This window comes from Enterocloster sp. HCN-30185, assembly GCF_037890305.1.
Lineage (GTDB): Bacteria > Bacillota > Clostridia > Lachnospirales > Lachnospiraceae > Enterocloster.
Window position 1 is genome coordinate 74,741 of record NZ_JBBKBT010000008.1, and the last position, 26,809, is coordinate 101,549.

26 protein-coding genes, 2 pseudogenes and 1 riboswitch are annotated in these 26,809 nt (G+C 48.5%); of the genes and pseudogenes, 7 read left to right on the forward strand and 21 right to left on the reverse strand.

Features of this window, described 5'->3' with window-relative positions:
• Window positions 1-247 precede the first annotated feature (247 nt).
• Entirely contained in the window at window positions 248-1,657 is a 1,410-nt protein-coding gene (locus tag WKT10_RS10225) for a spore germination protein (protein ID WP_337433936.1), read from the forward strand.
• A 6-nt stretch (window positions 1,658-1,663) separates the two neighbouring features.
• On the opposite strand, the gene WKT10_RS10230 is transcribed toward WKT10_RS10225, so the two are convergent.
• From WKT10_RS10230 to WKT10_RS10240, 3 genes are all read right to left on the reverse strand, one after another.
• Complete coding sequence (locus WKT10_RS10230) at window positions 1,664-1,996, reverse strand: cupin domain-containing protein (protein ID WP_337433937.1); 333 nt, start codon at window positions 1,994-1,996, stop codon at window positions 1,664-1,666.
• A gap of 30 nt (window positions 1,997-2,026) precedes the next feature.
• On the reverse strand, window positions 2,027-3,547 hold the full coding sequence (gene galT / locus WKT10_RS10235) for a UDP-glucose--hexose-1-phosphate uridylyltransferase (RefSeq protein WP_337433938.1): 1,521 nt from the start codon (window positions 3,545-3,547) through the stop codon (window positions 2,027-2,029).
• 194 nt (window positions 3,548-3,741) lie between these two features.
• Window positions 3,742-4,248 carry a Gx transporter family protein gene (locus tag WKT10_RS10240; protein WP_337433939.1) on the reverse strand — a complete coding sequence of 169 codons (507 nt, stop codon included), beginning with the start codon at window positions 4,246-4,248 and terminating at the stop codon, window positions 3,742-3,744.
• Window positions 4,249-4,336: 88 nt separating this feature from the next.
• Here WKT10_RS10240 and WKT10_RS10245 point away from each other — a divergent pair, with 88 nt between their 5' ends.
• Together WKT10_RS10245 and WKT10_RS10250 are read left to right on the forward strand one after the other, a co-directional pair.
• Complete coding sequence (locus WKT10_RS10245) at window positions 4,337-4,831, forward strand: hypothetical protein (protein ID WP_066549380.1); 495 nt, start codon at window positions 4,337-4,339, stop codon at window positions 4,829-4,831.
• Window positions 4,831-5,190, forward strand: a complete 360-nt coding sequence (locus WKT10_RS10250) for a NusG domain II-containing protein (RefSeq protein WP_340277020.1) — start codon at window positions 4,831-4,833, stop codon at window positions 5,188-5,190. The genes WKT10_RS10245 and WKT10_RS10250 overlap by 1 nt, the downstream gene beginning before the upstream one ends.
• 37 nt (window positions 5,191-5,227) lie before the next feature.
• Here WKT10_RS10250 and WKT10_RS10255 read toward each other — a convergent pair whose 3' ends face one another.
• The 9 genes from WKT10_RS10255 to WKT10_RS10295 form a co-directional block, all read right to left on the reverse strand.
• Entirely contained in the window at window positions 5,228-5,623 is a 396-nt protein-coding gene (locus WKT10_RS10255; RefSeq protein ID WP_337433941.1) for a DUF2085 domain-containing protein, read from the reverse strand.
• 13 nt (window positions 5,624-5,636) lie between these two features.
• On the reverse strand, window positions 5,637-5,885 hold the full coding sequence (locus WKT10_RS10260; protein ID WP_340277022.1) for a zinc ribbon domain-containing protein: 249 nt from the start codon (window positions 5,883-5,885) through the stop codon (window positions 5,637-5,639).
• Window positions 5,886-5,964: 79 nt separating this feature from the next.
• Window positions 5,965-7,236, reverse strand: a complete 1,272-nt coding sequence (locus tag WKT10_RS10265; RefSeq protein ID WP_337434039.1) for a DUF1576 domain-containing protein — start codon at window positions 7,234-7,236, stop codon at window positions 5,965-5,967.
• A 26-nt stretch (window positions 7,237-7,262) separates the two neighbouring features.
• On the reverse strand, window positions 7,263-9,272 hold the full coding sequence (locus tag WKT10_RS10270; RefSeq protein ID WP_340277024.1) for a molybdopterin-containing oxidoreductase family protein: 2,010 nt from the start codon (window positions 9,270-9,272) through the stop codon (window positions 7,263-7,265).
• Window positions 9,273-9,282: 10 nt separating this feature from the next.
• The gene (locus WKT10_RS10275) at window positions 9,283-10,269 is read right to left on the reverse strand and encodes a diaminopimelate dehydrogenase (RefSeq protein WP_337433943.1); all 987 of its coding nucleotides are present in this window, start codon (window positions 10,267-10,269) and stop codon (window positions 9,283-9,285) included.
• Window positions 10,270-10,342: 73 nt separating this feature from the next.
• Window positions 10,343-11,506: a glycosyl hydrolase family 18 protein gene (locus tag WKT10_RS10280; protein ID WP_340277027.1), complete on the reverse strand. Its 1,164-nt coding sequence runs from the start codon at window positions 11,504-11,506 to the stop codon at window positions 10,343-10,345.
• A gap of 65 nt (window positions 11,507-11,571) precedes the next feature.
• Window positions 11,572-12,207 (reverse strand): endonuclease III domain-containing protein, encoded by a 636-nt coding sequence (locus WKT10_RS10285; protein WP_337433945.1) that lies wholly within the window; start codon window positions 12,205-12,207, stop codon window positions 11,572-11,574.
• An 8-nt stretch (window positions 12,208-12,215) separates the two neighbouring features.
• Window positions 12,216-13,829: an amidohydrolase gene (locus WKT10_RS10290; RefSeq protein WP_066549395.1), complete on the reverse strand. Its 1,614-nt coding sequence runs from the start codon at window positions 13,827-13,829 to the stop codon at window positions 12,216-12,218.
• A 17-nt stretch (window positions 13,830-13,846) separates the two neighbouring features.
• Complete coding sequence (locus WKT10_RS10295; protein WP_296038695.1) at window positions 13,847-15,328, reverse strand: alanine/glycine:cation symporter family protein; 1,482 nt, start codon at window positions 15,326-15,328, stop codon at window positions 13,847-13,849.
• Window positions 15,329-15,443: 115 nt separating this feature from the next.
• Window positions 15,444-15,613, reverse strand: a riboswitch (Lysine riboswitch).
• Window positions 15,614-15,755: 142 nt separating this feature from the next.
• Between WKT10_RS10295 and WKT10_RS10300 the strand changes: the two genes are divergently transcribed.
• The 3 genes and pseudogenes from WKT10_RS10300 to WKT10_RS10310 all read left to right on the forward strand — a co-directional run.
• Complete coding sequence (locus WKT10_RS10300; protein WP_066549398.1) at window positions 15,756-16,346, forward strand: GNAT family N-acetyltransferase; 591 nt, start codon at window positions 15,756-15,758, stop codon at window positions 16,344-16,346.
• A 215-nt stretch (window positions 16,347-16,561) separates the two neighbouring features.
• Window positions 16,562-17,503, forward strand: a pseudogene (locus WKT10_RS10305) (glucose-1-phosphate adenylyltransferase); the annotation flags it as partial.
• Window positions 17,500-18,042, forward strand: a pseudogene (locus tag WKT10_RS10310) (glucose-1-phosphate adenylyltransferase subunit GlgD); the annotation flags it as partial. The pseudogenes WKT10_RS10305 and WKT10_RS10310, both read left to right, overlap by 4 nt.
• Window positions 18,043-18,129: 87 nt before the next feature.
• On the opposite strand, the gene WKT10_RS10315 reads toward WKT10_RS10310, so the two are convergent.
• Both WKT10_RS10315 and nagA read right to left on the reverse strand, forming a co-directional pair.
• Window positions 18,130-19,035 carry a DUF1266 domain-containing protein gene (locus WKT10_RS10315; RefSeq protein WP_066549407.1) on the reverse strand — a complete coding sequence of 302 codons (906 nt, stop codon included), beginning with the start codon at window positions 19,033-19,035 and terminating at the stop codon, window positions 18,130-18,132.
• Between the two features lie 126 nt (window positions 19,036-19,161).
• Window positions 19,162-20,310, reverse strand: coding sequence for an N-acetylglucosamine-6-phosphate deacetylase (gene nagA, locus WKT10_RS10320; RefSeq protein ID WP_340277034.1), 1,149 nt, complete (start codon window positions 20,308-20,310; stop codon window positions 19,162-19,164).
• 213 nt (window positions 20,311-20,523) lie between these two features.
• Here nagA and WKT10_RS10325 point away from each other — a divergent pair, with 213 nt between their 5' ends.
• Window positions 20,524-21,768: an NAD(P)-dependent oxidoreductase gene (locus WKT10_RS10325; protein ID WP_340277036.1), complete on the forward strand. Its 1,245-nt coding sequence runs from the start codon at window positions 20,524-20,526 to the stop codon at window positions 21,766-21,768.
• Here the strand turns inward: WKT10_RS10325 and WKT10_RS10330 are convergent.
• The 7 genes from WKT10_RS10330 to WKT10_RS10360 form a co-directional block, all read right to left on the reverse strand.
• A complete protein-coding gene (locus tag WKT10_RS10330) occupies window positions 21,765-22,463 on the reverse strand; it encodes a metallophosphoesterase (protein WP_066549411.1) in 699 nt (232 codons plus the stop codon). The genes WKT10_RS10325 and WKT10_RS10330 overlap by 4 nt on opposite strands.
• A complete protein-coding gene (locus WKT10_RS10335) occupies window positions 22,460-22,882 on the reverse strand; it encodes a DUF523 domain-containing protein (RefSeq protein WP_066549412.1) in 423 nt (140 codons plus the stop codon). The genes WKT10_RS10330 and WKT10_RS10335 overlap by 4 nt, the downstream gene beginning before the upstream one ends.
• Before the next feature lie 8 nt (window positions 22,883-22,890).
• Complete coding sequence (locus WKT10_RS10340) at window positions 22,891-23,361, reverse strand: LURP-one-related/scramblase family protein (protein WP_337433950.1); 471 nt, start codon at window positions 23,359-23,361, stop codon at window positions 22,891-22,893.
• Window positions 23,362-23,428: 67 nt separating this feature from the next.
• Window positions 23,429-23,743 carry a hypothetical protein gene (locus WKT10_RS10345; RefSeq protein ID WP_340277040.1) on the reverse strand — a complete coding sequence of 105 codons (315 nt, stop codon included), beginning with the start codon at window positions 23,741-23,743 and terminating at the stop codon, window positions 23,429-23,431.
• Window positions 23,724-23,873 carry a hypothetical protein gene (locus tag WKT10_RS10350; protein ID WP_337433952.1) on the reverse strand — a complete coding sequence of 50 codons (150 nt, stop codon included), beginning with the start codon at window positions 23,871-23,873 and terminating at the stop codon, window positions 23,724-23,726. Before WKT10_RS10350 ends, WKT10_RS10345 begins: the two co-directional genes overlap by 20 nt.
• Window positions 23,874-24,007: 134 nt before the next feature.
• The gene (locus WKT10_RS10355) at window positions 24,008-25,135 is read right to left on the reverse strand and encodes a YibE/F family protein (protein ID WP_340277042.1); all 1,128 of its coding nucleotides are present in this window, start codon (window positions 25,133-25,135) and stop codon (window positions 24,008-24,010) included.
• Between the two features lie 7 nt (window positions 25,136-25,142).
• Window positions 25,143-26,696: a metallophosphoesterase gene (locus WKT10_RS10360; protein WP_340277044.1), complete on the reverse strand. Its 1,554-nt coding sequence runs from the start codon at window positions 26,694-26,696 to the stop codon at window positions 25,143-25,145.
• Window positions 26,697-26,809: the final 113 nt, after the last annotated feature.

Below are 26,809 nucleotides of genomic sequence, written 5' to 3' on the forward strand. Positions count from 1 at the left end.
TACCAAACAAAAACCCGTAAGGCACATCTCTGTACTTCTTACGAGGGATACTATACCACCTGTGTCAATTTCTGTCAACTATTTTTGTGCAATTTAACATATGCTTTTCCATAATACGGAAATTCTATATCTATTTCAACAATTTTATTTTTCTGTTCCCCAAAACAGTATTGACATATTTTTCAGAAATCAGGTCATACTATTGCCTGTCTTACTGCTATATGCAAAGACAGAAAGGATCCTTATTATGAAATTTTCTCAGGATTTACAGGAAACAATGAAATATCTGAACAACGAGCTTCATACTGATCGAAACTTTGATGTGGTGTACCGCGTCCTCACTATCGGAGGAAAAAATGCCTGTCTCTATTTTATCGACGGCTTTACAAAGGATGATACGCTTTTAAAGCTCCTCCAGGCGCTTTCCTCCATCCAGGCAGACCGGATGCCAAAGGATGCACACAGCTTTTCCAAGCAGTACCTTCCCTATGGAGAGATAGGCCTGATCCATGAAAGCAGCGAAATGGTCCTCCAGCTTCTCTCTGGCGTATCCTGTCTCTTTATCGACGGCTATGACGCCTGTCTTACCATCGACTGCCGCACCTATCCGGCAAGAGGGGTCAGTGAACCGGAAAAGGATAAGGTAATGCGGGGTTCCAGAGACGGATTTGTGGAAACCCTTGTATTTAATACGGCGCTGATCCGCCGAAGGATCCGCGATCCAAAGCTTTCCATTGAAATCATGACAGCCGGTGAAAGCTCCCATACGGATATCGCCATCTGCTATATGGAAAACCGGGTGGATCAAAAGCTGCTTTCCACCATAAAAAAAAGAATCCGGGATCTGGAGGTCGATGCTCTGACCATGAACCAGGAAAGTCTGGCAGAATGCCTCTTTCCCTATAAGTGGTTCAATCCATTTCCCAAATTCAAATTTTCCGAGCGGCCCGATTCCTCTGCAGCCTCTCTTTTAGAGGGGAATATCGTAATCCTGGTGGATACCTCTCCCTCCGCCATGATTCTTCCATCCTCTGTCTTTGATATCATCGAGGAGGCGGACGACTACTATTTTCCTCCCATTACCGGAACGTACCTCAGGCTTACCCGGATGACCATTTCCGCGTTATCTCTTTTTCTTACGCCTACCTGGCTGATGTTTATGCAGAATACGGAGCTGATTCCCGACTGGCTGGCCTTTATCCGTCTGTCCGATCCCTACAACGTGCCTTTAATCTGGCAGCTTCTGATCCTGGAATTTGCCATTGACGGCCTGCGGCTGGCAGCTGTCAATACCCCCAGCATGCTGACCACCCCGCTCAGTGTGATCGCCGGTATCGTGCTGGGCGAATACGCCGTAAAATCGGGGTGGTTTAACAGTGAAACCATGCTGTATATGGCCTTTGTAACCGTTGCCAATTATTCCCAGGCCAGCTTTGAATTAGGATACGCCATGAAGTTCATGCGTGTGATCATCCTGATCCTCACAGCCCTGTTTAACCTCTGGGGATATGCGGCAGGCATTGTATTTACCATCTGCGCCATCGTATTTAACAGAACCATCGCGGGAAAGAGCTATATTTATCCTCTGATCCCCTTCCACTGGAGTGAGCTGCGCAAACGTTTCTTCCGCGGACGCCTGCCCCACAGGGAAAAATAAACGTTTTTATACGAAATCTTCCCGCATGGGATTAAAGATATCTAAAAGGATGCCTCTCTCTTTGCAGACACAGCCGTGCTCCACGCCGTTTAACTTTAACATGGTATCTCCGGCTTTTACCGTCTTTATCTCGCCGTCAATATTAAACTCAAACACACCGCTTACAACATAGGTGATCTGAGTATGGGGGTGGTGGTGAAGTTTTCCCTCTGCCCCTGTCTCAAAGGTGTTTTCCACACACATAAGATCCTTGCTATAAGCCAGCACTCTGCGCACTACGCCTTCTCCGGCAGGCTCTGCCTTTGCATTTTCATGAAATACCCATCTTTCATCCAACATCTGTAAGTCCTCCTGATTCTTTATGATTATTTATGCTTCTTTAAAGCCTGCGGCCTTTAAGAAACGGCCAAAAGCTTCTCTGCCCTCTTCAGTGCATTTGTATACGCCCGCATCCTCCAGAACTCTGGCAAATACAAGACCCACCTCCTCCTTGAGGATCTCCTCTGCATTATCAGCCGTGATCCGGATTCCCCGGCTCTCATACTTGGGAAGAAATTCCTCTACCCAGTCTGCATGCTTGCTTATGGCATCGTTAGAACGGATATCCTTTCCCTCTGCCATGTATTCTCCCAGCTCTGCCAGCTCGCTCTTTAATCGGGAAGGCAGCACTGCCAGACCCATAACCTCGATCAGGCCGATATTTTCCTTTTTAATATGGTGCAGCTCCTGATGGGGATGATATACGCCCAGAGGAAATTCCTCTGTGGTAATGTTATTGCGCAGCACCAGATCCAGCTCATACATATTCCCGTTTTTGCGGGCAATGGGCGTAATGGTATTGTGAGGCTCTCCCTCTGTTTCTGCGAATACAAAGGCCGCCTCATCGGTATAGCTGCGCCACATCTTCAGCACATGGTCACCCAACTCAATGAGCCTGTCGCTGTCCATACACCGCAGACGCAGCACAGACATGGGCCAGAATACGATTCCCGCCTCTACATCCTCATAGCCTTCCATGGTGAAATGCCGCTCAATGGGCGCCTTTGCCATGGCAAAAGTATAGTGACCGCCCTGAAAATGGTCATGGCTTAAAATAGAGCCGCCCACAATGGGAAGATCCGCGTTGGAACCCAGAAAGTAATGGGGGAACTGGCGGATAAAATCAAACAGCTTCTTAAAGGTGGCTTTTTCAATCTTCATGGGAACGTGCTCGCCATTAAACACGATGCAGTGTTCATTGTAATACACATAAGGAGAATACTGGAAGCCCCACTGGCTGTCATTGACCCGGATCGGGATCACACGGTGGTTATTGCGGGCCGGATGGTCAGCCCGTCCTGCATATCCCACATTTTCCATGCACAGCTGGCATTTGGGATAACCGCTCTGTTTTGCCTTTCTTGCTGCTGCAATGGCCTTTGGATCCTTTTCAGGCTTTGACAGATTGATCGTAATATCAAGAGTGCCGTAGCGTGTTTGTGCCGTCCATTTCATATCCTTTGCGATGCGGTATCTGCGGATATAATCGGAATCCTGACTCAGCTTATAATAGTAATCCGTAGCAGCCTGGGGAGATTTTTCATAGTGTTTCCAGAACTCTGCCGTCACTTCGCTGGGTCTTGGCATCAGACAGTTCATAAGCTTTGTATCAAAAAGATCTTTGTATACAACGCTGTTCCCTCCTAAAAGCCCCTTTTCTGCCGCATAATCCAAAAGAGTTTTTAAAATTTCCTCCAGCTCCGGTTCTTCTCCCTCTGCCTTCGGCTCTTCATATTCATTTATCCTCAGCACATCCAGGATCTGGTTTCTGGCATAAACCGCATCCTCCTCTTTCAGAAGTCCCGTTTTCAGCCCATAGCTTACCAGATCTTTGACTGCTTTACTGATCATGTCTGTAACCTCCCTGTGATTTTTTATTGAAAAGACGGCTTTTTTAACCAGAAAACCGGCCTGACTTTATACCTCTATTATAAAAGGAACGCTTCGGTATGACAATGTCATTTTTTTCTGTCATATTACAATTTTTATGGATTTTTCGGTTTTAATGAGTCAATTTTTGCTTATTTAATGCAATGCCGATCAGATTACAGATTTTTTATCACATTCCCGATCCGTTTTAACACCAGACCGCCTAAAAGCCCTATGGCTGCCCCGGCAGCGGTTCCTGCAAACAGCAGCACGGGAAGATAAGAAAACACGCCAAAGGTTTTGACCACATAAGCCGCCATCAAAAACTGGCCTATATTGTGAAATACGCCTCCCAGTATGCTCACTCCCACCATATCAAAAAGAGAAAAACGGCAGCAGATCCACATAACAAGCAGGCTTAGGGCCGCTCCAGCCAGGCTGAACAGAATGGAGGACATTCCCCCAAAGGCAAAGCCGGAAAGAAGGATCCGGGCAAGGCTGATCCATACTGCCGGCCACAATCCCAAAACATAAAGGGACAGGATCGTCACCAGATTTGCAAGTCCCAGCTTCACCCCCGGCGCTCCCAGATAGATGGGAAGAATACGTTCAATATAGCCGAATACAAAGGCAAGAGCAATCAAAAGTCCATAAACCGCCACCCGGCGGGTTCGTATATTCATACAGCAAGTTCCTCCTTTACAACCGTTCTGTTTGTATGATAAAATAAACGGGAATCTAACATCCACGCAAAAAGGAGTGTATCTGACTATGAAGCAAAACCACCTCATGAAGCATAACCTGGCAGGCTTCATCCTTATGGCAGCCCTGTCTCTGGTATTTATAGCTGCTTCTGGATCTATTTACCAGCTGCTTCGGGGACCTGTTACTGTAAACCAGCCGGAATTTCCTTTAAAGGACGGCCAGTATTCCTATGACAGCGAATTTGACTCCAAGGGTTTTTATAACCATGTGGAGCTGACCGTTGAAAACGGCATCATCACTGCCTGCAGCTGGGACTGCTTCGGTGAGGACGGCATTGGCAAACAGCAGCTCTCTCTGGACGGTCTGTACATCATGACCGAGGACGGCCCCACATGGAAAGCCCAGTCGGAAGCTCTGGCTGCCTATGTGATCGAGCATCAGACGGTAAGCCAGCTGGCAGATGAAAACGGCTATGCCAAAGATGCCATTGCTTCTGTAAGCATCAATGTATCCGGCTTTATCAACGGGATCAATGAGTGCTTAAAGCAGGCGGCAGCCTGATGGCCCGCACTTCGGCAGCCGGAAGGAGAACCTGTTTTTTAATAATCGTTCTGCTTCTTCTGGCCGCAGTCCTTATGGGATATCAGTATCTTTTCCCTGCTCCCAAAGGCCAGACGGCTCATATTTTTGTGGACGGAAAAGAGGCTGCTTCCTTTCCTTTAAATAAGGATCTGGAATACAGGGTTTCGGGAGCAGACGGCGGAACAAATCTTTTGATCATCCAAGACGGACAGATCTGGTGTCAGGAGGCCGACTGTCCCGATAAAAACTGTGTCCGGCAGGGAAAAAAACAGCTTTCCACCGATACCATCATATGTAAACCCCATAAAATGGCTGTAACGATCACAGGAGAGGAATAAACTTCCTCTCCTGTTTTTTATCCCTCTGGTATCCGTATCACAAAAACAGTTCCATGGCTCTCTCTACAGCCCCACTGTCCTCTATAAACAGCTTTACGATCCACCCGGCTGCCATCACACAGGCTCTGTGGAAATGAATGAGCAGGCTGTCAAAGGCCAGGCCAAACAGAACCCCCGTTGCAAACCGCCTGCCATTTTTGCTTTCATAGGATGTAAAAAGCTGTAAAAAACCGTCTGCTGTCATAGGAAGCATAAAAAGGATCATCAGCCGCAGCTTCATATCTCCCCATAGAAGGATCAGAGGTATCCCGGCGATCATGCCGGCCAGCTCCCCCGTACATCGGGCACAGATAGGAAACGGTTTTCCGTTCCAGTAAAAGGAACGGTCCGGACGGGCATGACAGCCAAAAAAGATCCGAAGGAAACGCCCCATCCTCTTTTACTCCTTACATTCCGCCAATCAGCGCTGCCGTAGCAATGGACATAACGAATACACCTACATAGATGAGTATGGTAAGGATCACGGATACCAGTGCTCCGATGCCTGCCACTTTCGCCGTTTTGGGCTTTTCATCTCTCCATACCAGAAATAAGACCAGGCCTACCACCGGAATGCAGCATCCCAAAAGGCCCCACAAAAAACCGCCTCTGTCTTTTGGATTTTCCACCGTATCGTCGTATCTTCTGTCTTCCATATGATTTCCTCCCTTTTTCTCAATATTATACAGATTTCTTGCTTAATCGGCAAGATACCTTCGCTTTAAGCTTTCTCCCCTACAGCGACAGTCCTCCCCTTGCTCTTGCTCTGCGGTCACAGATCGACTGGATCACAGGCACCAGGAAAATTGCCACAATTCCCCCTGCAAACCCATTATTGTAAAGATTCACGCCTCCATAGACGATCCCCACCTGCAAAGCCACAGAGGAATGGAGATACCCTGCAATAAGTCCCGCCACGACTCCGAATTTTCCCGCAACCGGCGCCAGCGTGGTCGAAAGAAGAAGGGCCAGAATGGGAGACGGATCATTGATATTCCATTTTTTGGTAAAGCTTGCAAGATATACGCCAAACATAACCGGTGCTATATTCCGTATATGTTTTCCCGTAGAGCTGAAGCCCACGATCGTAAGGATACCGCAGATTGTAGGCCCGTTCATATCTCCGCCTACCATGAGCACAAAAAAGGTGGCAAACAGGCCATTGATCCCCATATTAAAGACCGTAGTTGCCCCGCCCTCAGCCTTAAAAAAGTCGGCTCCCGCCAAACCTGGATCTGCCAGGATCCGGCGGTAGGATTCCCACAGCGTCTTTCCTCTCACAGCAACTGCTGCTGCGATCATAGTTCCGAAAAACAAGGACAAAAGCACTGCAAAGAGTTCCTGGTTGCCCTTGGACCAGATCAGCCTTGATTCAATCCGGATCCCAAAGGATTTTTCCAGAGATACGACCACCGTAGCGATAATCCCTGCTGCAAAACCTACGTTATAAAGGGAATATCCATTGTGCGCATAGTGGACATGGGTACTTAAAGGCGGGAGCACAAAACCAATGCTGATCCCCACCGCCAGAGAGATCAAAACTCTGGCATAGACCGGCAGATGGCCGATCTGCATGATCTGCGTCATAATAGGCGAAAGGCTGGTTCCGTAAAGGCCGATATAAAGATACCGGTGAAAGGATGTCTTATGATATCTGGAATACAGAAATACACCTGCCAGAATGGCCCAGATATTCATAATATTCTTTCCGAACAGCGAAAAGCCGAACATGAGAAACACTGCCGTGATCGTATGGCCGCTCATTTCCATTTTCAGGAAATAAATCATCGCCAGACTGATCAGCGTGATGATTCCTGCATTGATCATGGCTGCTCCGATTCCGCCTACGGCAAAGTAATCCGTGATCAGAAGATCGGGTTCTATGACAATGCGGATGAGCCCCTTAAGGATATCAGGAAAAGGCTGGACCACAAGGCCAATCACAATAAAATACAGTGGAAACAGGGATAAAATAAGAAATTTTCCCTTCCGGGTCAGTGTTTTCATTTCATGAAAATGTTCCAGGTGGTGTTTCACGCCATCCTCCTTTTTACATCAATCCGGTTATCATTCAGTGTCGTAGCCTCCATATCGGAAAGCCTCTCATGGTTCAGAGCATTAAATAAAAGAACCGAGCCTGTCTGAGAACTGCTGTAAATGCCGGAAACAGCAGCCGTTCCCTTTGCAATCCGGTCTGTGATCACCGCCCGAAAGTCTACCTCGGCCAGATCGTTCCATGCAGTAACCATATCTCCCTCCCGGACTTTTCGTTCTGCGGCATCCAGGGGATGGAGCATCAGGGCAGCCGGCCCCCGCTTTTGTACTAAATCCCTGCGCTCCAGAAAAATAGAATTTAAGGTATGGGAATCAGGTATGCTGATCAGGCTTAACGGATACGCTCCGCCGTAAGGTTCCTTATAGCAGGGCACAGGTTCCTTTTCCTCCTGATTGACAATCCGAAGCTTACCGGAAGGCGTTTTAAAATGGCCATGATCCCCAAAGGGCTGACGTACTGTGCCATTTTCCCGCAGAAACTTCCACTGTTTTTCTGTAAGTTCCAAAAGCCCCTCTTCAGGATGGCTTAAAAGCTCCTCTAACATTTCTTCCTCGGTACGCTTAAAAAACGGCTCTTCAAAGCCCATGGCCTCTGCCAGAAGTCCAAAGAGCTCCCAGTTGCTTTTGCACTCTCCCTGAGGCTCAACCAGTTTTTTTGCTACGCTAAAGGTCCGATAGCCATATGCCCTGAAACAGTCGGTCTGCTCTACGGAAAAGACTGCCGGAAGAAGGATATCTGCATAGCGGGCCGTATCGGTGAGAAACCGCTCATGTACCACTGTAAATAAATCCTCCCGCATCAGCCCCTTAAGAATCGCCTTCTGATCACACACAGAGCCCACAGGATTGCCTCCATAGACGAAAAAGGCCTTCACTGCATCCTCTCCTTCTGCCGTAAGCGCCGAACCGAGACAGTTGATGTTCACGCCAGGCCCTGAAACCTTCCTGAAATTCGGTCTTGTAACACGTTTCGCATCCACGAAGGGACCGCCGTTATGCTCCGCTGCGCAGATACCGCCGCCCGGCTTTCCCCAGGCGCCTGTAAATGCAGATAAAACCGTGATCAGGCGGGAGGTCATTCCTCCGTTTCCATATCTGGAAAAGCCGCTTCCCAAAAGAATCGCCGGAGCTTTGGCCTGTCCGAAGAAAAGAGCCAGCCTGCGGATGTTTTTTTCAGGTATGCCTGTGATCTGTTCGGCCCACTTTGGAGTGCTTTTTCTCACAATCGGCAAAAAAGCCTCATAGCCCTCACACCGTTCTCTTAAAAACACCTCATCTGCCAGCCCTTTTTCCTCCAGCACATGCATCATGGCAAGAGCCAGTGCTCCGTCTGTACCGGGACGGATCAGAATCGTTTCGTCACAGTAGGCGTCCATTTCTCTGGCGCAGGCTTCAATAAGGAGCACTTTTTTCCCGGCAGCCCTTGCTTCCTTTAAAACGGGCATCACATGGAGGCGTGTGGCCTTTACATTGCTGCTCCACACCAGGATCAGATCACTGCTTTTTAATTCCTCCGGCTCCAGGCAGGGGGTCTGCCCCATGACAGAGGCATATCCCATTCCTTTTGCATTGGCGCAGAGTCTTAAAATAAGTGGGCGTGCTCCCAGACGGTTAAAAAAGGCATCCCCGCACTTTCGCTGGATCACGCCCATAGTGCCGGAATAATAGGACGGAAGAATCGCCAACGGGCCATTTTCCCTTATGATCTGCCGAAAATGTCCTGCGATCTCCCTTACCGCCTCTTCCCAGGTGATAGGTTCAAACTTCCCTTCCCCCTTATTCCCAGTCCGTCTCATAGGAAAAAGGATCCGGTCCGGGCTGTTGACGGACAGCTGATACTGCTGCATTTTTTTACAGATCAATCCTTTTGAGGCCGGATGCTCCGGATCCCCGGCCACCCCTGCCACGCGCCCGTTCTCTATGGTGGCTAAAAGGCCGCAGGAGGCCGGGCAGTCATAGGGGCAGGTAGTCCTGCGGATATCAGTCATTCCATTCCTCCTACAGCATATGCTTCCTCAGATATGCGCCGTCCTTTGGGCTTAAGTAGGCCGGAGCAATATCAAATACGGTCTTGCAGCCCTTTGCGCCCTCCTTATTCATACGGTAGGCAGCTCTTGCATAGGCGGCAAGGACGGAAGCAGTAAACTCCGGATTAGAATCCAGCTTTAAGCTGTACTCGATCACATGGGAATGCTCATCCTTCATGCCTGTAGTTCCTGTGCGGATCACAAAGCCGCCGTGAGGGATTCCCGCATGATCTCTTAAAAGCTCTTCCTGGCTGATAAAATGCACCGTTGTGTCATAATCTGCAAAATAATTGGGCATAGTAACGATGGCTTCACGGATTGCATCCTGATCGGCTCCCTCTTCTGCCACTACAAAGCACTCTCTGGTGTGCTTCTGCCGTGTAGTAAGCTCCGGCTGGCTTCCGCTGCGCACTGCCTCCAATGCGCTCTCAACCGGAATCGTATACTGTCTCGCATCCCTTACACCAGGGATCCGGCGGATGGCATCAGAATGTCCCTGGCTTACGCCTCTGCCCCAGAAGGTATAGTCCTTTCCTCCGGGAAGGACCGCATCCGCATAAAGACGGTTTAAGGAAAACATACCGGGATCCCAGCCCACAGAGATCACTGCCACATGGCCGCTCTCAAAAGCGCTCCGGTCTACTGCCTCAAAATGCTCCGGAATCTTTGCGTGGGTATCAAAACTGTCGATCACATTAAAATACTTCGCCATTTCCGGTGTCTGCTTTGGAAGATCCGTAGCGCTGCCTCCGCAGATGATCATTACATCAATCTCATCTTTCATTGTGAGAATGTCATTAACTGAATATACCTTTACTCCCTCTGTCAGGAGAGAAAGGGACGATGGGTCTCTCCGGGTAAACACTGCCTTCAGTTCCATATCCGGATTGTGCTTAACTGCACACTCCACTCCCCTTCCCAGGTTTCCGTATCCAAGAATTCCGATTCTGATGCTCATAATTTTGTCTTCCTTTCTCTTAGGGTCTTTTAGCCGGATGCAGATATCCGTTCCGGCCACTGTAAAAAGTATACTATATGAAATTTTCCTTTGCAAGCGCAAACATTCGCGTAAGAAGCAGCCAGCCGGGGCGGTAAAAATACATCAGCTGCCAGAAACCCGCGCCAGTGAGTTTTTTCTCCCTTATAAGTTCAAACTTGGCCTTTAAGCTTCGCACATCCTCAAACCATACCTCATGGCGGATGCCGTACTGCCAGTAATGAAAATAGGGAGACTGTGCCAGCTCATCAAAATAGATCACAGAGCCATGGTCAATGGCCAGCTGTATGGCCTGGCGGGTATTTAATGTAACTGCCCGTGTGCGTCCCCGCTCATAAGGAAGGGGCCAGTCATATCCATAATTTGGAATGCCAAGGCTGATCTTTTCTGCCGGGATCCTGCTTAATGCATAATCCGCCACCCGACGGACCATATGGATGGGCGCCACTGCCATAGGCGGCCCCTGGGAATATCCCCACTCATAGGCCATAAGCATCACCCTGTCTGCCGCTTCGCCGATGGCCCGGTAATCAATGCCTTCATAGAGAAGCCCCGGCTGGTCATCGGAGGTCTTTGGCGCCAGGGCAGCACTGACAAAAATCCCCAATGCCCTAAACACCCCTGCACAGAGGCGGACAAACTCCGCAAACCGCTCCCTGTCACCGGCCGGCACATATTCAAAATCAATATCCAGTCCCTCATACTCCTTTTGCTCTATCACAGCCATCAGCTGCCAGACCAGCCGGCGCACGGCCCGGTCATTCGAAAGAAGCTCTGTGATCAGCCGGTTATTAAACCGCCCGTCCGGGCCCAGAGGCGTGAGTACCATCACCGGACGGACGCCCGCAGTCCGGGCGGACTGGATGACCGGCGTATCCTCGATATGAGGAGAGACCAGATCCCCCTCTGCCGTAAAACCATAGGAGAAAATGTAAATATCTGTAAGAAATGGCAGGGTTTCATCCAATGTATCCCGATCAATAAAAGGATAGGCATATCCAAAGGAATAAAGAAGGGGACTTCCGGCCCCTATACTGCCTTCTGCCCCCACATAAAGAGACTGGCCCACTGCCAGGCGGTAGGGATATTCCAGCTGGTTGGCCCAGATCAGTTCTCCAACCGGCCTTCCGGTTTTTGCGGCTATCTCATCCACTGTATCCCCTTCTTCTACTACATAAATCCATTCATCTTCCAGCATGTTTCTGCCTCTTTGCTTTTTGTAAAACTATATGCAGGCAGAAAGGAAGTTTTCCCTCTTTTCTTTCAGACCCCATTCCTGGCGCACAGGTCTGATACGCAGCAGTGTTCGCAGTCCGGCTTTGTCCTCGCACTGCAGACTGCTCTTCCGTGGAATACCAGACGGTGGCAGAAATCACTGCCTTCCTTTGGAGGAATCAGCTTCCAGAGAGCCATTTCCACCTTTTTAGGATCTTTTATGCCCTCTACCAATCCCATACGGTTCACCAGACGGATGCAATGGGTATCTGTTACAATGGCAGGCTTTCCAAATACGTCACCCATGATCAGATTGGCGCTTTTACGTCCCACACCCGGAAGCTTCAACAGATCATCAAAGGTTTCAGGCACCTGTCCGCCATATTGCTCTTTTAAGATCCGCATACAGGCGCTTATATCTCTGGCCTTGCTCCGTCCCAGGCCGCAGGGCCTTACGATCTCCTCAATCTCCTCCGGCGAAGCAGCCGCCAGGGCATCCACATCCGGAAACTTTTTGTACAGCTTCTCCGTTACAATGTTGACCCGCTCATCCGTACACTGGGCCGCCAGACGGACGCCTACCAAAAGCTTCCACGCCTGATTATAATCCAGGGTACAGGAAGCCTCCGGATAGGCTTTCTTCAGACGCTCGATCAGCTTTAAGGCCAGTTCCTTTTTCGTCATTTCCATATTTATCCAAATACCTTTCTTCCTCCCAGATACGCAGCATGAACCGGTATCGTATGAAGCTGTTCCGGAGCCGTTTCAAAGGGCGACTGCTCCAGGATCACAAAGTCTGCCAGCATACCGGGACAGATCTTTCCTTTTATCTTCTCCTCAAAGCTTCCTTCTGCCCCACGGATCGTATAGCTGTCAAGAGCTTCCTGCACTGTAAAAGCTTCATCTGGAAGATAGGGTCCTACATGATCCTTTATGGTAGTGCGGGTCACGGCACACTCCATAGAAGCCAGAGCGTCGGGCAGCTCCACCGGACAGTCCGTACCGTTGCTGACAGAAACACCCTGTTTCATAAGGGTTTTCCAGCTGTAGCTGGTCGATGCCAGTTCCTCTCCCACTCTGTCTTTTACAATATGATTATCATAATCCAGAAAAATACTCTGGGCATACACATGAAGCTTTAAGCGGGCAATCCGCTCAAGCTGATCCGGACGGGTAATCTGGCAGTGAACAATCCCATGGCGGTGATCCTCTCTCGGATGCTCCTTTAATGCCTTTTCATAGGCATCTAAAACACGGTCCAGACAGGCATCTCCGATGGCATGGACGGCTGCCTGCATTCCGTGCGCATTTGCATAGCCGATCATTTCGTCAAAAACCTCCTGGGAAAATACAGGGATCCCGCAGGTGGACGGATCATCCGCATAAGGGCGGCTCAGATACGCAGTTCTGGCTCCCAATGCTCCGTCTCCCAGCATCTTAAGAGGCCCGACCTTAAAAAGCTCTGTACCGCTGCCCGTAACATTTCCCGCCTCTACAAAAGCCTTAAGCTCTGAAAGCTCTGTGAAGTTACACTGTTCATAGACACGAACCGTAAGCTCTCCCTCTGCCTCCAGCTCCCTGTAGGCCTCATTCACAGTCTGCCACGGCACATCCCGGTACATGCAGTAGTCATCCGTCTGGCTGCTGGTAACACCGTAGGAATTTAAAGCCCTGCAGGCCAGACGAATCCTGTTTTTGATCCCTTCCTTATCCGGAACGGGAATTGCATGGTACACCAGATCCATGGCATTGTCAAAGAAACGGCCGTCCGGCCCCTCCTCATCCATACCGATACATCCGCCCTCCGGCTGGGGCGTATCCTTTGTGATGCCAAGCAGCTGTAATGCCTTTGTATTTACGACCAGACAGTGACCGCAGGCCCGGACCGCACAGACGGGCACGTCCTCTGATACCTGATCCAGATCATGACGGTCCGGCATCCGGTCTGCATCTGTAAAATAATCTTGATTCCATCCCCGGCCCATCAGCCATTCGCCCTCTGCGCAGGGATTCTCCCTGTAAAACTCCTTCAGGCACTGAAGCATATCCGCCAGGCTCTCTGTACGGGCAGCCAGCCGGGCAGAACACAGGCTGTTTCCGTATCCTAAAAGATGCATATGGCTGTCATTAAAACCGCTGCATACAAAACGGCCCTTAAGATCGGTACACACATCTCCCTCCCCGGCCAGTTTTAGAACGGATTTGCTGGAACCGGCAAAGATAAATTTACCATTTTCTACCGCAAAGGCCTCAGCCAGCGGAAGACTGCCTGTATAAACCTTTCCATTAAAATAAATATGTTTCATGGCACATTCTCCTTTCGTCAGTGCTTTTCTTCATAGAACAGGCAGGCATCCGGCTCTGCTGTTCCCTCTCCAAGATACCGTGCCTTATAATCCTTTAACAGACGGAAATAGTCCTTTGACAGCAGCAGGATCACAGCCACATTCACAAAGGTAGGAATGGCAGAAGTAATGTCTACCACGGTCCAGATAAAGCCCTGATTATTTGTCTTTACCAGATAAATCGTCCAGATAAGGCCCGGAAGCGCACGGACTGCGTAAAACAGCTTCAGCATCACTTTTTTCATGGGGCCTTCCTTTTTGCAAAGGTGCTCCAGGATTGACAGATAGTAGGTAAACCAGCCGCCGGAGGTGGTGACAGTAAAAATAACCATGATCAAAGCTAAAAGCAGGCTTCCTGCAGTACCAAAACTCTGGGAAAAGGCGCTTAATGCCAGAGTGCCGCCGTCTGTGCCGTTGGTCCAGTTTCCGCTTAAAAGCACAGAAACAGATGTGATGGAGCAGACTACAAAGGTATCAAAAAATACTTCAAAGGAACCCCAAAGTCCCTGTGCAACAGGATGGGGTGTTCTGGCAGAGGAATGGATCATGGGAGAAGTACCCCAGCCGGCCTCATTGGAGTATACGGAACGTGCCATACCTACCCGGATCATCTCACTGACTGCACAGCCGGCAAAGCCGCCGATGGCTGCCGTACCAGTGAACGCATTTGTTACAATGGCAGCAAACACAGAGGGCACTCTGGAAAGATTTGCCAGAATCATGCCAATTCCCATTAAAATGTAGAAAACGCTCATTAAGGGGACCAGCTTGCTGAACAAAGACGCAATCTTTTTGGTGCCTCCGTCCGTTACAATATAGGTCAGAACGCAAAGAGCCGCTCCCACCAGAATAACGCCCTCAATCTGAAAGCCTCCGATATTCACCGTATCCATTTTAAAGGCTCCTGCTACCACCTGGGAAGCAGTCAGCGTAGAGGAGGTTACAAAGAATGTAGAGAAAATACCTGCGCCGAAAATAACTGCCGGTATCAGCCACAGCTTTCCCCAGCGGCGCTCCTCTCCCAGTCCCCGCTCCATATAATAGGTAGGGCCGCCGTAATATTCACCCTTTTCATTGGTATGGCGGTAATAGCAGCCCAGCGTTACCTCTACCTGCTTCAAGATCATTCCAAGACAGGCAGACAGCCACATCCACAGCACAGCGCCAGGGCCTCCTGCCGCAACTGCCGTAGCCACACCGGCAATATTTCCAAAGCCTACCGTACCGCCGATTGCTGTGGAAATTGCTTCAAAGGAACTTAACATTCCCTTTGCATTATCCTCCTGCTTCTGGCTTTTTTTGTTTAAAATCGTGCCACCGGTATTCTTTAAAATCCAGCCAAAGCGCCTGAACTGAAAGAATCCGGAACGGACTGTGAAATAAATACCGGTAGAAATCATCAGTACGATTAACGGAAGCCCCCACAGGACGCCGTCTAACCAGTTGAGAAATTCGATCATTTTTATGATCCCCCTTTTCTTTTGTTTATGTACAGCAATCTATTCCACCTGGGCTCTGCCCGCAAAAAAGGAGCAGCGGTTTTTGCATCCCACTGCTCCATAAATCATCCATCCATGAAACAATAGCGCCTCCACCGTTTGGTGAGAGTGTGCAGCCTGTTCGACTGCACCCCAACATACTGCCTGCGAAAGCAGTACATTTCGGCGGCTCCTCCTTTCCCTGCTCTTCCCTGGCTTCGCTGCCTCCAAACAGGTACTGATAGTATCCGCACCTCTATTGCCGTACTCTTTTTGTAGTATCATAGCTGGTTTCACGCTGGCTGTCAACTGTTTTTGCAAGTTTATTTCTTCGGCCAAATTTCACTTGATACAATCTTTTTTTCGTCCTATACTAAAAAATCATATGTTTTATCCGGAGGTACACATTATGTCACTCACACCACCCATCACCATCCGCCCCGTTTCCACCGCTGACAGCCAGGCTCTCCTTGATATTTACCGTCCCTATGTGGAGCATACTGCCATTACCTTTGAATATGAGGTTCCCACTGCGGAGGAATTTACCCGCCGGATCCGCCACACCTTAAAGCGCTACCCCTATCTGGCAGCAGAAAAAGACGGACAGCTTTTAGGCTATGCTTATGCAGGCCCTTTTCATGAACGGGCAGCCTATGACTGGTGCGCTGAGGTTTCCATTTATATACGGACTGATGCCCGCGGCACAGGGATTGGAAAAAAACTCTATGAAGCTCTGGAGCACGCACTTACTGCCCAGAATATCCTCAATCTTTACGCCTGCATCGCATGGCCGGATAAGGAAGATGAATATCTTACCAGAAACAGCGCTGATTTCCACCGCCATCTGGGCTATGAACTGGCAGGAATGTTTAAAAACTGCGGCTATAAATTCGACCGCTGGTACAGTATGATCTGGATGGAAAAACAGCTTGGCCCCCATTCCGGCCATGCAGAACCCATTATCCCTTTCCAGGAACTGCTTCACCGGATGCCTGTTTAAAGCATCTTCTATTATGCATGATTTTGCACTTTGTCTTTTGAATATTGTATTCATGTTCTTTTTTTACAAAATACTGTCCGTTTTTACCGATTTGTGCTACAATTCTAACAGAACATTCCTGAAATGTTTTTCGTTGGGAATGCTGCCCGGTAAGCAGAGTGGCTTATGTGTTCTGCGGACCGAGGCGTCGCTACTATACAAGGGGAGAATTTGAAATGGCAAAAGAAATGATCGCAATGCTGCTTGCCGGCGGCCAGGGTTCACGGCTTTATGCCCTGACTCAAAAGCTGGCAAAACCTGCAGTTCCTTTTGGCGGAAAATACCGTATTATCGACTTTCCGCTGTCAAACTGCGTAAATTCAGGAATTGACACAGTAGGTATCCTGACCCAGTATCAGCCTCTGGTACTGAATGAATATATCGGAAATGGACAGCCCTGGGATCTGGACCGCCTTCACGGCGGAGTTCATGTGCTTCCGCCCTATCAGAAAGCCTCCGGCTCGGACTGGTACAAGGGTACAGCCAATGCAATTTATCAGAATATATCCTTTATTGAACGCTATGATCCCCAGTATGTGATCATCCTTTCTGGCGATCAGATCTGTAAGCAGGATTACAGCGATTTTCTCCGCTTCCATAAGGAAAAGAATGCGGAATTCAGCGTGGCTGTCATGGAAGTCCCCTGGGAGGATGCTTCCCGCTTTGGCCTGATGGTAGCGGATGAAAACGACCGCATCACCGAATTCCAGGAAAAACCCAAAAATCCTAAATCCAATCTGGCATCTATGGGTATCTATATCTTTAACTGGGATATTTTAAGAAAATATCTCATTGAAGATGAGGAAGATCCGGATTCTGAAAATGATTTCGGCAACAATATCATCCCTAATCTCTTAAAGGACGGACGCAGGATGTACGCCTACCACTTTGACGGCTACTGGAAGGATGTAGGAACGATCCCTTCTCTCTGGGAGGCCAATATGGAGGTTCTGGATCCGGAGCACAGCGGCATCAACCTGTTTGACGAAAACTGGAAGATTTATAGCCGTAACAGCGGTATGACCGGACACAAGATTTCAGACGGAGGCGTTGTAGAAAACTCCATGATCACCGACGGCTGCCGTATTGCAGGCACCGTACGCCACTCCGTACTCTTCATATCTGCGTTATGTCAAGAGAACTCTTGATCGATCTCATCAATACAGCCTCTATCCGCGGCTATGTATATTTTGAACGCGACATTTTAGCGCCGCAGATTGACAAACTGGATATCCGATCCTTCCGTTTTGACGGCTATACCGCCCGGATCTGTGATATGAATAGCTACTTTGACGAAAACATGAAGCTGCTGGATGATGAAAATCTGGATGCTCTGTTTTCCCCCAGTCCCGTATATACAAAGATCCGTGATGACAACCCCACCCGCTACATCAACGGCTCCCGTGCAAATAATATCATGGCAGCGGACGGTTGTGTAATCGAGGGAGAAGCAGAAAACTCTATCCTGTTCCGCGGTGTAAAAATCGCAAAGGGCGCAAGGGTAAAAAACTGCGTTCTTATGCAGGATACTGTGATCGAAGAAGGCGCTGATCTTGAATATGTGATCACCGATAAGAACGTGACGGTTACAGCCGATAAGGAATTAAAGGGTTCAGACACCTTCCCGGTATATATCGCAAAATCCAGAACTGTATAACATCATATGCTTAAAAATCACCCCTCAGACTGGTCTTTCCATTCCCCCCTGAGGGGTGATCCTCTTTCCTATCCTGTATAAAGCCTCTTACCAGCTCTTTTTAAGCTTTAAATTCCAGTCCACCTCATAAGGATTCCACTGACTTGCTTTCAGATTTTCATAAATTTCTCTTCTCTCTTTTGAGCTGTCGCCGGAACGCTCTTCATAGCCCTTCAGATAATCCTCTACAAATTCCTCCCAGGAAGAAAAGCTCTTCTGTATTTCCTTTGCCACCTCTAACGCCCGATCCAAAGCTTCTGTCTCTGTATAATAATCCGCCAGATAATAAAAACCCAGATTGGACATGGCCCTGCTGTAATCATAGGCAGAATTTTCTGCTGATGCCGACGATAAAAGCTCCTGTAAAACACGGTCTGCCGAAGAACGGTCTGTGATCCCCCAGCTGGTCTTTAACATCTGACGATTCTGATCTTTTGCCGCCCTATCCATCTCCTCTCCGTTCTCTTCCTTTCCCGCAAGCTTTAAGCCACCGCCAAAGGCACGGATATTGCCGGCATTGTGCCGGGTAAGAATCGCACAGGCAGCATTAAACCACTGAACTGTCTGATTGTTCATATAGGGATTTGCTGTTTTGTTTAAATACTGCTGCCGGCTGCTGATAGCTGTAAAAGAAGAGCCTGATACACTGCTTTTACTCCCTTCCCCTGATCTGCGGGAAGGACTTGAGTCCATAGCGCCTCTTTCATTGAATGTATAAAGCTTTCCGTTGATTTCCCTTTGACAGTTCTTTAAAATATGGCCGTTTTCATCCAGGTAAAACCACTGATTGCCTGATCTACGGAAGTCATTGACCACCCGGGTGCCATCCTCTTCATAATACGCATAGGTATCTCCCTCTTTCTGCCAGCCTGCAAAGGCTGTAAGGGGAGTCATAAGCATCGCCGCGCAGGCAAGAGCTGCTGCTTTTATAAACCATTTTCGTCCTGTATTCATCCGAATCATCCTCTCACCTATCTCTGCTGTGCACCTTCTGTCTGAGCACATTTACAGTATAGCACAGGCGTTTCGGATTGCCAACTTACACATTTCTGACGAAATTATAATAAATGTCAGGAAATTTTAAAAAACACGCCGTCCCTGTACATAAGTTTCTTCTACCCCATCATTCTCATCCAACACCACAAAGTCTGCGAAAAGTCCCTGGCGGATAAATCCCCTCTGGCCATCCATGCCCAGAAGCTTTGCCGGATTTTCTGTGAGAAGCGGAATAAGCTCCTCTGCCGGCCGCCCTGTAAAGGCGATCAGATTTTTCAGTGCTTTTCCCGAAGTCAAGGTACTTCCTGCCCGTGTACCATTCTCTTTCAGTTTTGCATCCCCGTCAATGACCACAACCTCATTAACGCCCAGGCGATACTCTCCATCCGGCAGACCCGCAGCCATGATCGAATCAGTCACAGCTACTACCCGCTCAAGCCCCTTTGTCTTTAAGATCAAGCGCACCGTTCCCGGATGCAGATGGCGGCCGTCGCAGATCACCTCGCAGTAAACACGGTCATCCTCCAGCACTGCTCCCCAGATGGCAGGAAAATGCTGGTGGAGCAGCTTCATTGCATTTCCTGTATGGGTCGACGCCATTGCTCCATTTGCAACGGCCGCTCTGGCCGTATCATAATCTGCCCCAGAATGGCCGATGGCTACCTGGATGCCAAGAGCCTTTAATTTGGGGATATCCTCTACCATGCCATCTACCTCAGGCGAAACCGTAATGTAACGTATTTCCCCCTGGGCAGCCTTCTGGTATTCCTCGATCAGAGGAATATTTTTACTCTGCAGCAGATGCTCCGGCATAGCGCCCTTATACTCTGGGCTTAAAAATGGACCCTCCAGATGGATCCCCATCATGGCGGCGCCTCTGTGTTCCATGCCCTTCCACTGTTTATATGCTTCAATACAGGCCAGTGTCTGCTCCTTCGTATCTGTGAGCACAGAACCCAGCCAGCCAGTTGTACCCTGAGATGCCATAAAGCGGCTGATCTTCTCATATCCATCAGGGTCTGCGCTGTTTACATCCACCCCAGCAGCACCATGGGTATGGATATCTAAAAATCCCGGCACCAGACGGCGTCCCTTTAAATCAATGCGCTCTGCCTCAGGAGCAGAAATCCATTCTCCGATCTCGATGATCACACCATTTTCAGAAAGAACACAGAGCGTTTCAAACCGATGATCCCTGTATACACGTCCATTGTAAAATAACTGTCTGCCCATAATGATACCTCTCCCGTTCTTATATTTTTATTTCTGTCTTCATAGTAACACAGACCGGGGATACTTTGTGAAACTTTTACCCAAACGTTTGTGTCATGCTTTTAAGATTGTGCATTTTTTATCATTCGTATCAGAATCAGATACATGCCATTATGCACTGGCAACAGATTTTCTTTTATGATAAGATAGAAAAAAAGTAGAAAGGAAATCAATATGGCATTACATGTTATGGATGAAGCCAGCCGCTGCCTTGGCTGCAAAGTTCCCCAGTGTCAAAAGGGCTGCCCCATCAGCACTCCGATTCCCCAGGTGATCCGCCTCTTAAAGGAAGGGAAATTAGATGAGGCCGGGCGGATGCTCTTTGAAAATAATCCGCTGACCACTGTGTGCAGTCTGGTCTGCAACCATGAAAATCAGTGCGAGGGCCACTGCGTTTTGGGACGCAAGGGTGCTCCGGTCCATTTTTCAACCATTGAAAGCTATATTTCCACCACCTATGCCAACAAAATGACAAAGGGGCCGGCTCCATCAAACGGCATCCGTGCAGCGATCGTCGGCTCCGGCCCTGCCGGCCTGACCATCGCAGTGATTTTGGCACGGTACGGCTATGATGTGACTATCTTTGAGGGTAAGGACCAGATCGGAGGCGTACTGCGCTACGGCATTCCTGAATTCCGCCTTCCAAAGTCTGTTCTGGACGATTTCAAATACCGCCATCTGGATCTGAAAGGCATCAAATTCCGGCCAAACACCCATATCGGAGGGGCAATCGGTATTGACGACCTCTTCCGCGACGGCTATAAAGCTATTTTCGTAGGAACCGGTGTATGGAAGCCCAATGCCCTTCATATCAAAGGCGAAACGCTGGGACATGTACACTTTGGAATCAATTATCTGAATAATCCTGACAGTTACTGCCTGGGCGAACGGGTTATTGTGATCGGAGCGGGGAATGCCGCTATGGATGTGGCAAGAACCGCCATCCGAAAAGGCGTACGCTATCTGACCTGCTTTTCCATCACAAAAAAGGTGGCAGCCAGCCACCATGAATTCAGCTATGCCCAGCTGGAGGGAGTTCAGTTTGAATACAACAAGGCTCCTGTGGAAATCACAGATGAAGGAGTAATCTTTAAGGATATGGCCGAGGATGAAGAAGGCCGTCTCACCGAAATTCCCGGAAGCGAAACCCTTTACCCCGCTGACAGCGTGATTATTTCCATCAGTCAGGGTCCACAGAACCGGATTGTCAACACCACTGAGGGACTGGCTGCTGATGCCAAAGGTCTTTTGGTGGCAGATGAAACCGGTCATACCACCCGTCCCGGCATCTTTGCCTCCGGAGATGTGGTAAACGGTGCGCGGACAGTGGTGGAAGCCGTAGCCCACAGTAAAATTGTGGCCGAATCCATGCATCAGTATATGCAGAGCCTGAAACAGACAGAAGAGGCACCTGATTAAGGAAGAATCCGTTCCGGTTTAAATTTCAAATAATCAGAGGACACCAGACGGTAATTCACCCCATCTACATTTCCCAGAAAACTGTCCTGAAAGCGGTCTTTCCCATGGCAATGAGCGTAAATCACCTGATCTGCCCCATATTCCAGCGCCATCCGGGTAAAACCGCTTTCCTCTTCTCCAATACTGGTAGGCGGATAGTGAAGAAACTGAATAAAAGAGGTATAGCCTGCTGCCACAGCCAGCTCATAGGACAGCCGCAGGCGCTCCAGCTCCCGCTTTACCAGCTTTTCAAAATGCTCCGGGCTGTCCTTTCCCTCATAGCAATATCCTTTGGTTCCTACCAATGCCGTATTTCCATAAGAATAAAAATTGTTCTGGAGAAAGAAAAGACGGCCATTATATTTTTCATTCAGCCTTTTTGTCCTTCCTGCATCCCAGAACATATCGTGATTCCCCCGCAGAAGAATCTTGCGTCCGGGAAGGGACGCAATAAATTCCAGATCAGCCTCTGCTTCCTTTAAATTTCTCCCCCAGGAGTGATCCCCTGCGAGAACCACTGTATCCCCGGAAGAAATCATCTTATTCCAGTTCTTTTCGATCTTTTTTACATGATCCTTCCATTCTTTTCCAAATATATCCATAGGCTTGTTGGCCGTAAAGGACAAATGGAGATCACCTATGGCGTACAGGCTCATCCTTCACACTCCTCTGCATCCATAAGAGGGATTCCACGCTCTTTCAGCTCACGGGCAAAAATTCCCATCCCATCAATCTTTCTCCCTGTAAAGGTGCCGTCATAAATCTGGCGTACTCCGCAGGTAGGACTGCGCGACTGAAGAATGGCAAGGTCAATATCCATATCCTTTATCTGTTCCAGAGCCATTTCCACGCCCTTTCGGTACAGGGCATCTCTGTCCTTTCCTTCCCTGTCTACCACCCGGCCTCCGGACAGCTCTACAGGCGTACGAGGCGCACCCAGTCCGGTTAAAAGCTCCGGACAGATGGAAATAACCTCCTTATCCTCTACAAAACGAAGAACCGCCTCATTTCTGTTATTCTTTCCATTATACTTACAGTTTTCGCCCAGAAGACAGGCGCTGACTAAAACCTTCATATACTCTCCTAATTCCGGGAACATTTTTCCGCATCAATGGCAAGCACCACCATCAGGGCGCAGAGGGCGTCCCACGAATCTTCCACGTCGATTACATATGTATCTGTCATGCGGAATAGTTCCTTTGAAACCGCCGCTGCCAGCCTTCCGTTCCGGTCTAAGATCTTATAATCCCATTCCAGAAAATCCCCTTCCACATGCCAGCCATTGCAGTCAATATTGTAGCGCGGCTTAAAAAAGGTCAATTCCTTACTGATGCAGCCTGCATATTCCTGTCCCAGATACAGCTCAAATCTGGGCAGCATGGTAAAAATACGTTCCTTCACCATACCGGCCTCACGTCCCTGACCATCGTATATTTTCAGGCAGTGTCCCCAGGAAAGCTGTCCTTTTACAGTATAGGCAGTGGTTCCGTCTTCGTAATAGATATCATAGCTGTCAAACCATGAAAACAGTCTCTGCTTAAATATAAGTTTCATGCCGCTTCCTCCTTTATCATACAGAATACAAACTGGCTTCCGAAATGCTCCCACTGCTCCAGCTCTTCTATATAACGGCCCTTCCGGTCCGTTTCTGCCGCCACATACCAGACTCCTGCCGGAAGCTTATCAAGCTCTGCATCCCGTCTCCGTCATACGTTTGTCCATATACGGGAAGCTCCGAAAGCTCAGCAAGCTGCTCTCCCTGTCTTATACACACAGTCTGTTTCTCCCGTCTGGTATCCGGGCCGGAAAAAAGTTCTGCCTCCTTTTCATCCGGCAGTCCCAAAGAGGGAATCCGGCAAAAAAACATCCATGCTGCCAGAAATACCAGAAGAACAGCTGTACCGTTTCCGACAGTTTTATTTATGGATTTCTTCATAGGCATCCATAACTCCATGCTTAACTGCGGTCCGTATCACACGGTATGCAATATAAAAAAACAGCGCGATCATACCGGCCCAGATGGTCAGTGCCATAAGGATTCCAAACAGTCCTCCAATCATATTCATATGCATTTCCTCCTGCAATACATCATATTTGTTTGGTACATCTCCATTATAGCATGCTTTTATATTTTACTCCCTTACTTTTTTATTACAAAAAGGCAGCGGATAACATTCCTTCCGCTGCCATAAAGCACTCTTTATTTTTTTCTACAATACACAAACGCAGCAAATATCACAGTAACTGGAACACTGAGAACAATGCCAAAACTGCCGGAAAGCCCCTGCATGACTGCAATTCCTATGTTATTTGAGTTGATGATCTGAAGAAATGGCAGATCATAGGCATAATCCATAAGAAGCATCGATACACTGCTTCCTGCAAATGCCAGAATCAGGGTATTGGAATCTGTTCCCATCATATCCCGTCCTACCCGCATTCCCGACTTCATCAGCTCCATTCTGGTAATTGACGGATTCTGGTCGCAGAGTTCTTTCATCGCACTGGAAATAGACATTGCCACATCCATAACGGCTCCAAGAGAACTGATCAGAAGGCCGGAAAAAAGCAGCCCTCCTATTTTAATCCCATTTGTTTCGTATAAAGTAAGCAGGCTTTCTATGTCTGATACATTCCATCCGGTAATTCCGGAAAGCTGTGAAAAAACAGTAGCTGTGAAGCCTGCAATAATTACTCCCGATAACGTCCCAACAGTAGCGCACAGTGTCTTTTCTCCCGCTCCGCCGATCAGATACATCGTAACCAGCGTGGTCACTGCGCAGATAAAAACAGCCGTCCAAAACGGTGAATTTCCCAGATAAACAGCCGGAAGATAAACATACACAATTGCACCAAACGTAAAAACCAGCCCTAAGGCTCCGCGCAGCCCCTTTTTACCGCCTACAATACATAAAATCGCCAGATACAGGACTGCAAAACCAATCATTACGGCTGTCCTGTCCCTGGAATATACGCTTGTGATCACAGAATCGCCTGCTATGCTTTGAATGACCACCACACGCATCCCTACTGTACACGCCGCTCCAAATAAATATCCGGCGCTGCTGGTTGTGATAAGCTCCTGTCCTTTTTTTTCGCCGCTTGTCATCCGCACAACCACCGTCTGCTGTCCCACTCTCATGCCGTCTTCCTGAATGTTGTCCTCCAGGATACGTACGACCACTCCCGTTTCAAAGCTCTGCCCTGTCCGATTGACCAGTCTGATTTTTGAAATATGGTTCAGATTTACGACGGCCAGAGCGCTAAGAAGCACAACGGCCGCCAGGATCAGTAATTTTTTTACAGCTAAGTTTTCTATATCTTTCATTTCCCTGTTATCTGCTGCCTGTCTTGTGAATGGTAAAGGTATTGTCTATTGTCTCTACCTTTCCATTATCCGTAATCTGATAACTGGTAATCTTGAAATCATCATAAGTAAGATTGATCACAGAATAGCTGGGGAGCCAGTTCTGGCTTCTTACCTCAATATAATCCTGCTGGGTATTTGTAAGCTCATAATATTTGGATCCGGATGCAGAGTTAGCCGTCATATACAGCGTTCCCTTAGGATTTGTTACAACGGACTGACCGGAACCTTCGATCGTATAACAATGGTTATCCTGGGCAAAGGCTTCCTTTAAGGCTGCCGACGGCTCATCCTCCGGATACAGCGCAATAGACTCATCTGTATTTACATTATAGGCGTGATCCCAGTCATAGTCACTGCCTGTTTCATCCAGACGGAATTCATACGCGCCATGCGTTTTTCCATCCCCATAAAGCAGCTTAGAACGGCTGTATGTATGGTCATGTCCCTGCAAAACCACATCTACATCATATTTGTCAAATACAGGCGTCAGCTGAGTACGGAGGATCATACCGTCTGTATCGGAATGATCCAGACCGGATCCGTAAATATCCTGATGGATCGTAACAATACGCCACTTTGTATCAGGGAAATTCTCTACCGCCTGTTTAATGGCCTGCTCATGTTCTGCCACATTGTAATTATTCGTATTTAAAACAATAAACAAACCCGGGCCATATGTATAGTAATAATCCCCGCCGGCCTCAGTCATGCCTAAATTGGTAGGATTGGGATTATTAAAATGATAGCTGTAGTCTTTATTTAAAGAGTCATGGTTTCCGATGGTAGTGGCTACCGGAAGGCTCTTTAACGCGCTTGCGGATAGGTATGCAGCATACTCTTCTTCCTTAGGCTTTCCGGTTTTATTCACCTGATCACCAGCAGAAATCACAAAATTAAGATCAGGGTTTTCTGCCAGGGCAATATCCAGCGTACGATCCCAGCCAAATCCATCATTACGGGCCGCAGTGTTCGCTGCGCCTGGATCCGCTGACAGCTTACCCTCTCCCTGGGGCTGTCCCTTTGAAGCGCCCACCTGCGGATCGCCGACGTAAAGAATATTTACATTGCTGAAGCTGCCCGTTTTATAAACCTCTGCCGGAGTCCTGACGCCGTTTTTTTCAACAGAATAGTAATATGTACTGTTCTCTTTCAGTCCGTCTACAGTCACATAATTGTAAGAATAAACTTTTCCACCTGTAAGGTTTGTATCCACACCAGATGCCTGACCTTCCCAGGCCTTTAAGTCATCTGCGTCCATTCCAAAATATACCACCGGAGTTGCATTTTCGCCCTCGCTATACCATGCAAAATTCAGCTGAGACGCTGCCGCTCCCGGAGTAAGGGATACCTGAGTATAGTCATTTGCCAGCTGCTCCCACTGCCTGGTCCACGCCTGCCATTCTGCACTCCCTCCGGTTACGGATGAGTCATTGTAATGGACAGTCGCAGCCCACACCTGATGACCGCCTACAGCCAACGCTCCGACCAGAATTCCGGCCATAACTCTCTTCTTTTTCATAACATTTCCCTTCTTCTTTTAGTTTTCAGGCCTGCTATTCCCTGATAAATATAAGTATAGAAAGGAAATGTAAAATTTACTATCAGGTTTATGTATGAAATACATCAATTTTT

Bases quoted from the DNA above. Each gene is read 5' to 3' on its own strand.
- nagA (WP_340277034.1), bottom strand. From the start codon at position 20,310: ATGGGCAGACAGTTATTTTACAATGGACGTGTATACAGGGATCATCGG.
- WKT10_RS10245 (WP_066549380.1), top strand. From the start codon at position 4,337: ATGAAGCAAAACCACCTCATGAAGCATAACCTGGCAGGCTTCATCCTT.
- WKT10_RS10250 (WP_340277020.1), top strand. From the start codon at position 4,831: ATGGCCCGCACTTCGGCAGCCGGAAGGAGAACCTGTTTTTTAATAATC.
- WKT10_RS10265 (WP_337434039.1), bottom strand. From the start codon at position 7,236: ATGAAAACACTGACCCGGAAGGGAAAATTTCTTATTTTATCCCTGTTT.
- WKT10_RS10270 (WP_340277024.1), bottom strand. From the start codon at position 9,272: ATGACTGATATCCGCAGGACTACCTGCCCCTATGACTGCCCGGCCTCC.
- WKT10_RS10240 (WP_337433939.1), bottom strand. From the start codon at position 4,248: ATGAATATACGAACCCGCCGGGTGGCGGTTTATGGACTTTTGATTGCT.
- WKT10_RS10350 (WP_337433952.1), bottom strand. From the start codon at position 23,873: ATGAATATGATTGGAGGACTGTTTGGAATCCTTATGGCACTGACCATC.
- WKT10_RS10330 (WP_066549411.1), bottom strand. From the start codon at position 22,463: ATGAGCCTGTACGCCATAGGTGATCTCCATTTGTCCTTTACGGCCAAC.
- WKT10_RS10300 (WP_066549398.1), top strand. From the start codon at position 15,756: ATGTCACTCACACCACCCATCACCATCCGCCCCGTTTCCACCGCTGAC.
- WKT10_RS10280 (WP_340277027.1), bottom strand. From the start codon at position 11,506: ATGCTGGAAGATGAATGGATTTATGTAGTAGAAGAAGGGGATACAGTG.
- WKT10_RS10295 (WP_296038695.1), bottom strand. From the start codon at position 15,328: ATGATCGAATTTCTCAACTGGTTAGACGGCGTCCTGTGGGGGCTTCCG.
- WKT10_RS10225 (WP_337433936.1), top strand. From the start codon at position 248: ATGAAATTTTCTCAGGATTTACAGGAAACAATGAAATATCTGAACAAC.
- WKT10_RS10315 (WP_066549407.1), bottom strand. From the start codon at position 19,035: ATGAATACAGGACGAAAATGGTTTATAAAAGCAGCAGCTCTTGCCTGC.
- WKT10_RS10230 (WP_337433937.1), bottom strand. From the start codon at position 1,996: ATGTTGGATGAAAGATGGGTATTTCATGAAAATGCAAAGGCAGAGCCT.
- galT (WP_337433938.1), bottom strand. From the start codon at position 3,547: ATGATCAGTAAAGCAGTCAAAGATCTGGTAAGCTATGGGCTGAAAACG.
- WKT10_RS10275 (WP_337433943.1), bottom strand. From the start codon at position 10,269: ATGAGCATCAGAATCGGAATTCTTGGATACGGAAACCTGGGAAGGGGA.
- WKT10_RS10345 (WP_340277040.1), bottom strand. From the start codon at position 23,743: ATGAAGAAATCCATAAATAAAACTGTCGGAAACGGTACAGCTGTTCTT.
- WKT10_RS10285 (WP_337433945.1), bottom strand. From the start codon at position 12,207: ATGACGAAAAAGGAACTGGCCTTAAAGCTGATCGAGCGTCTGAAGAAA.
- WKT10_RS10325 (WP_340277036.1), top strand. From the start codon at position 20,524: ATGGCATTACATGTTATGGATGAAGCCAGCCGCTGCCTTGGCTGCAAA.
- WKT10_RS10360 (WP_340277044.1), bottom strand. From the start codon at position 26,696: ATGAAAAAGAAGAGAGTTATGGCCGGAATTCTGGTCGGAGCGTTGGCT.
- WKT10_RS10260 (WP_340277022.1), bottom strand. From the start codon at position 5,885: ATGGAAGACAGAAGATACGACGATACGGTGGAAAATCCAAAAGACAGA.
- WKT10_RS10355 (WP_340277042.1), bottom strand. From the start codon at position 25,135: ATGAAAGATATAGAAAACTTAGCTGTAAAAAAATTACTGATCCTGGCG.
- WKT10_RS10290 (WP_066549395.1), bottom strand. From the start codon at position 13,829: ATGAAACATATTTATTTTAATGGAAAGGTTTATACAGGCAGTCTTCCG.
- WKT10_RS10255 (WP_337433941.1), bottom strand. From the start codon at position 5,623: ATGGGGCGTTTCCTTCGGATCTTTTTTGGCTGTCATGCCCGTCCGGAC.
- WKT10_RS10335 (WP_066549412.1), bottom strand. From the start codon at position 22,882: ATGAAGGTTTTAGTCAGCGCCTGTCTTCTGGGCGAAAACTGTAAGTAT.
- WKT10_RS10340 (WP_337433950.1), bottom strand. From the start codon at position 23,361: ATGAAACTTATATTTAAGCAGAGACTGTTTTCATGGTTTGACAGCTAT.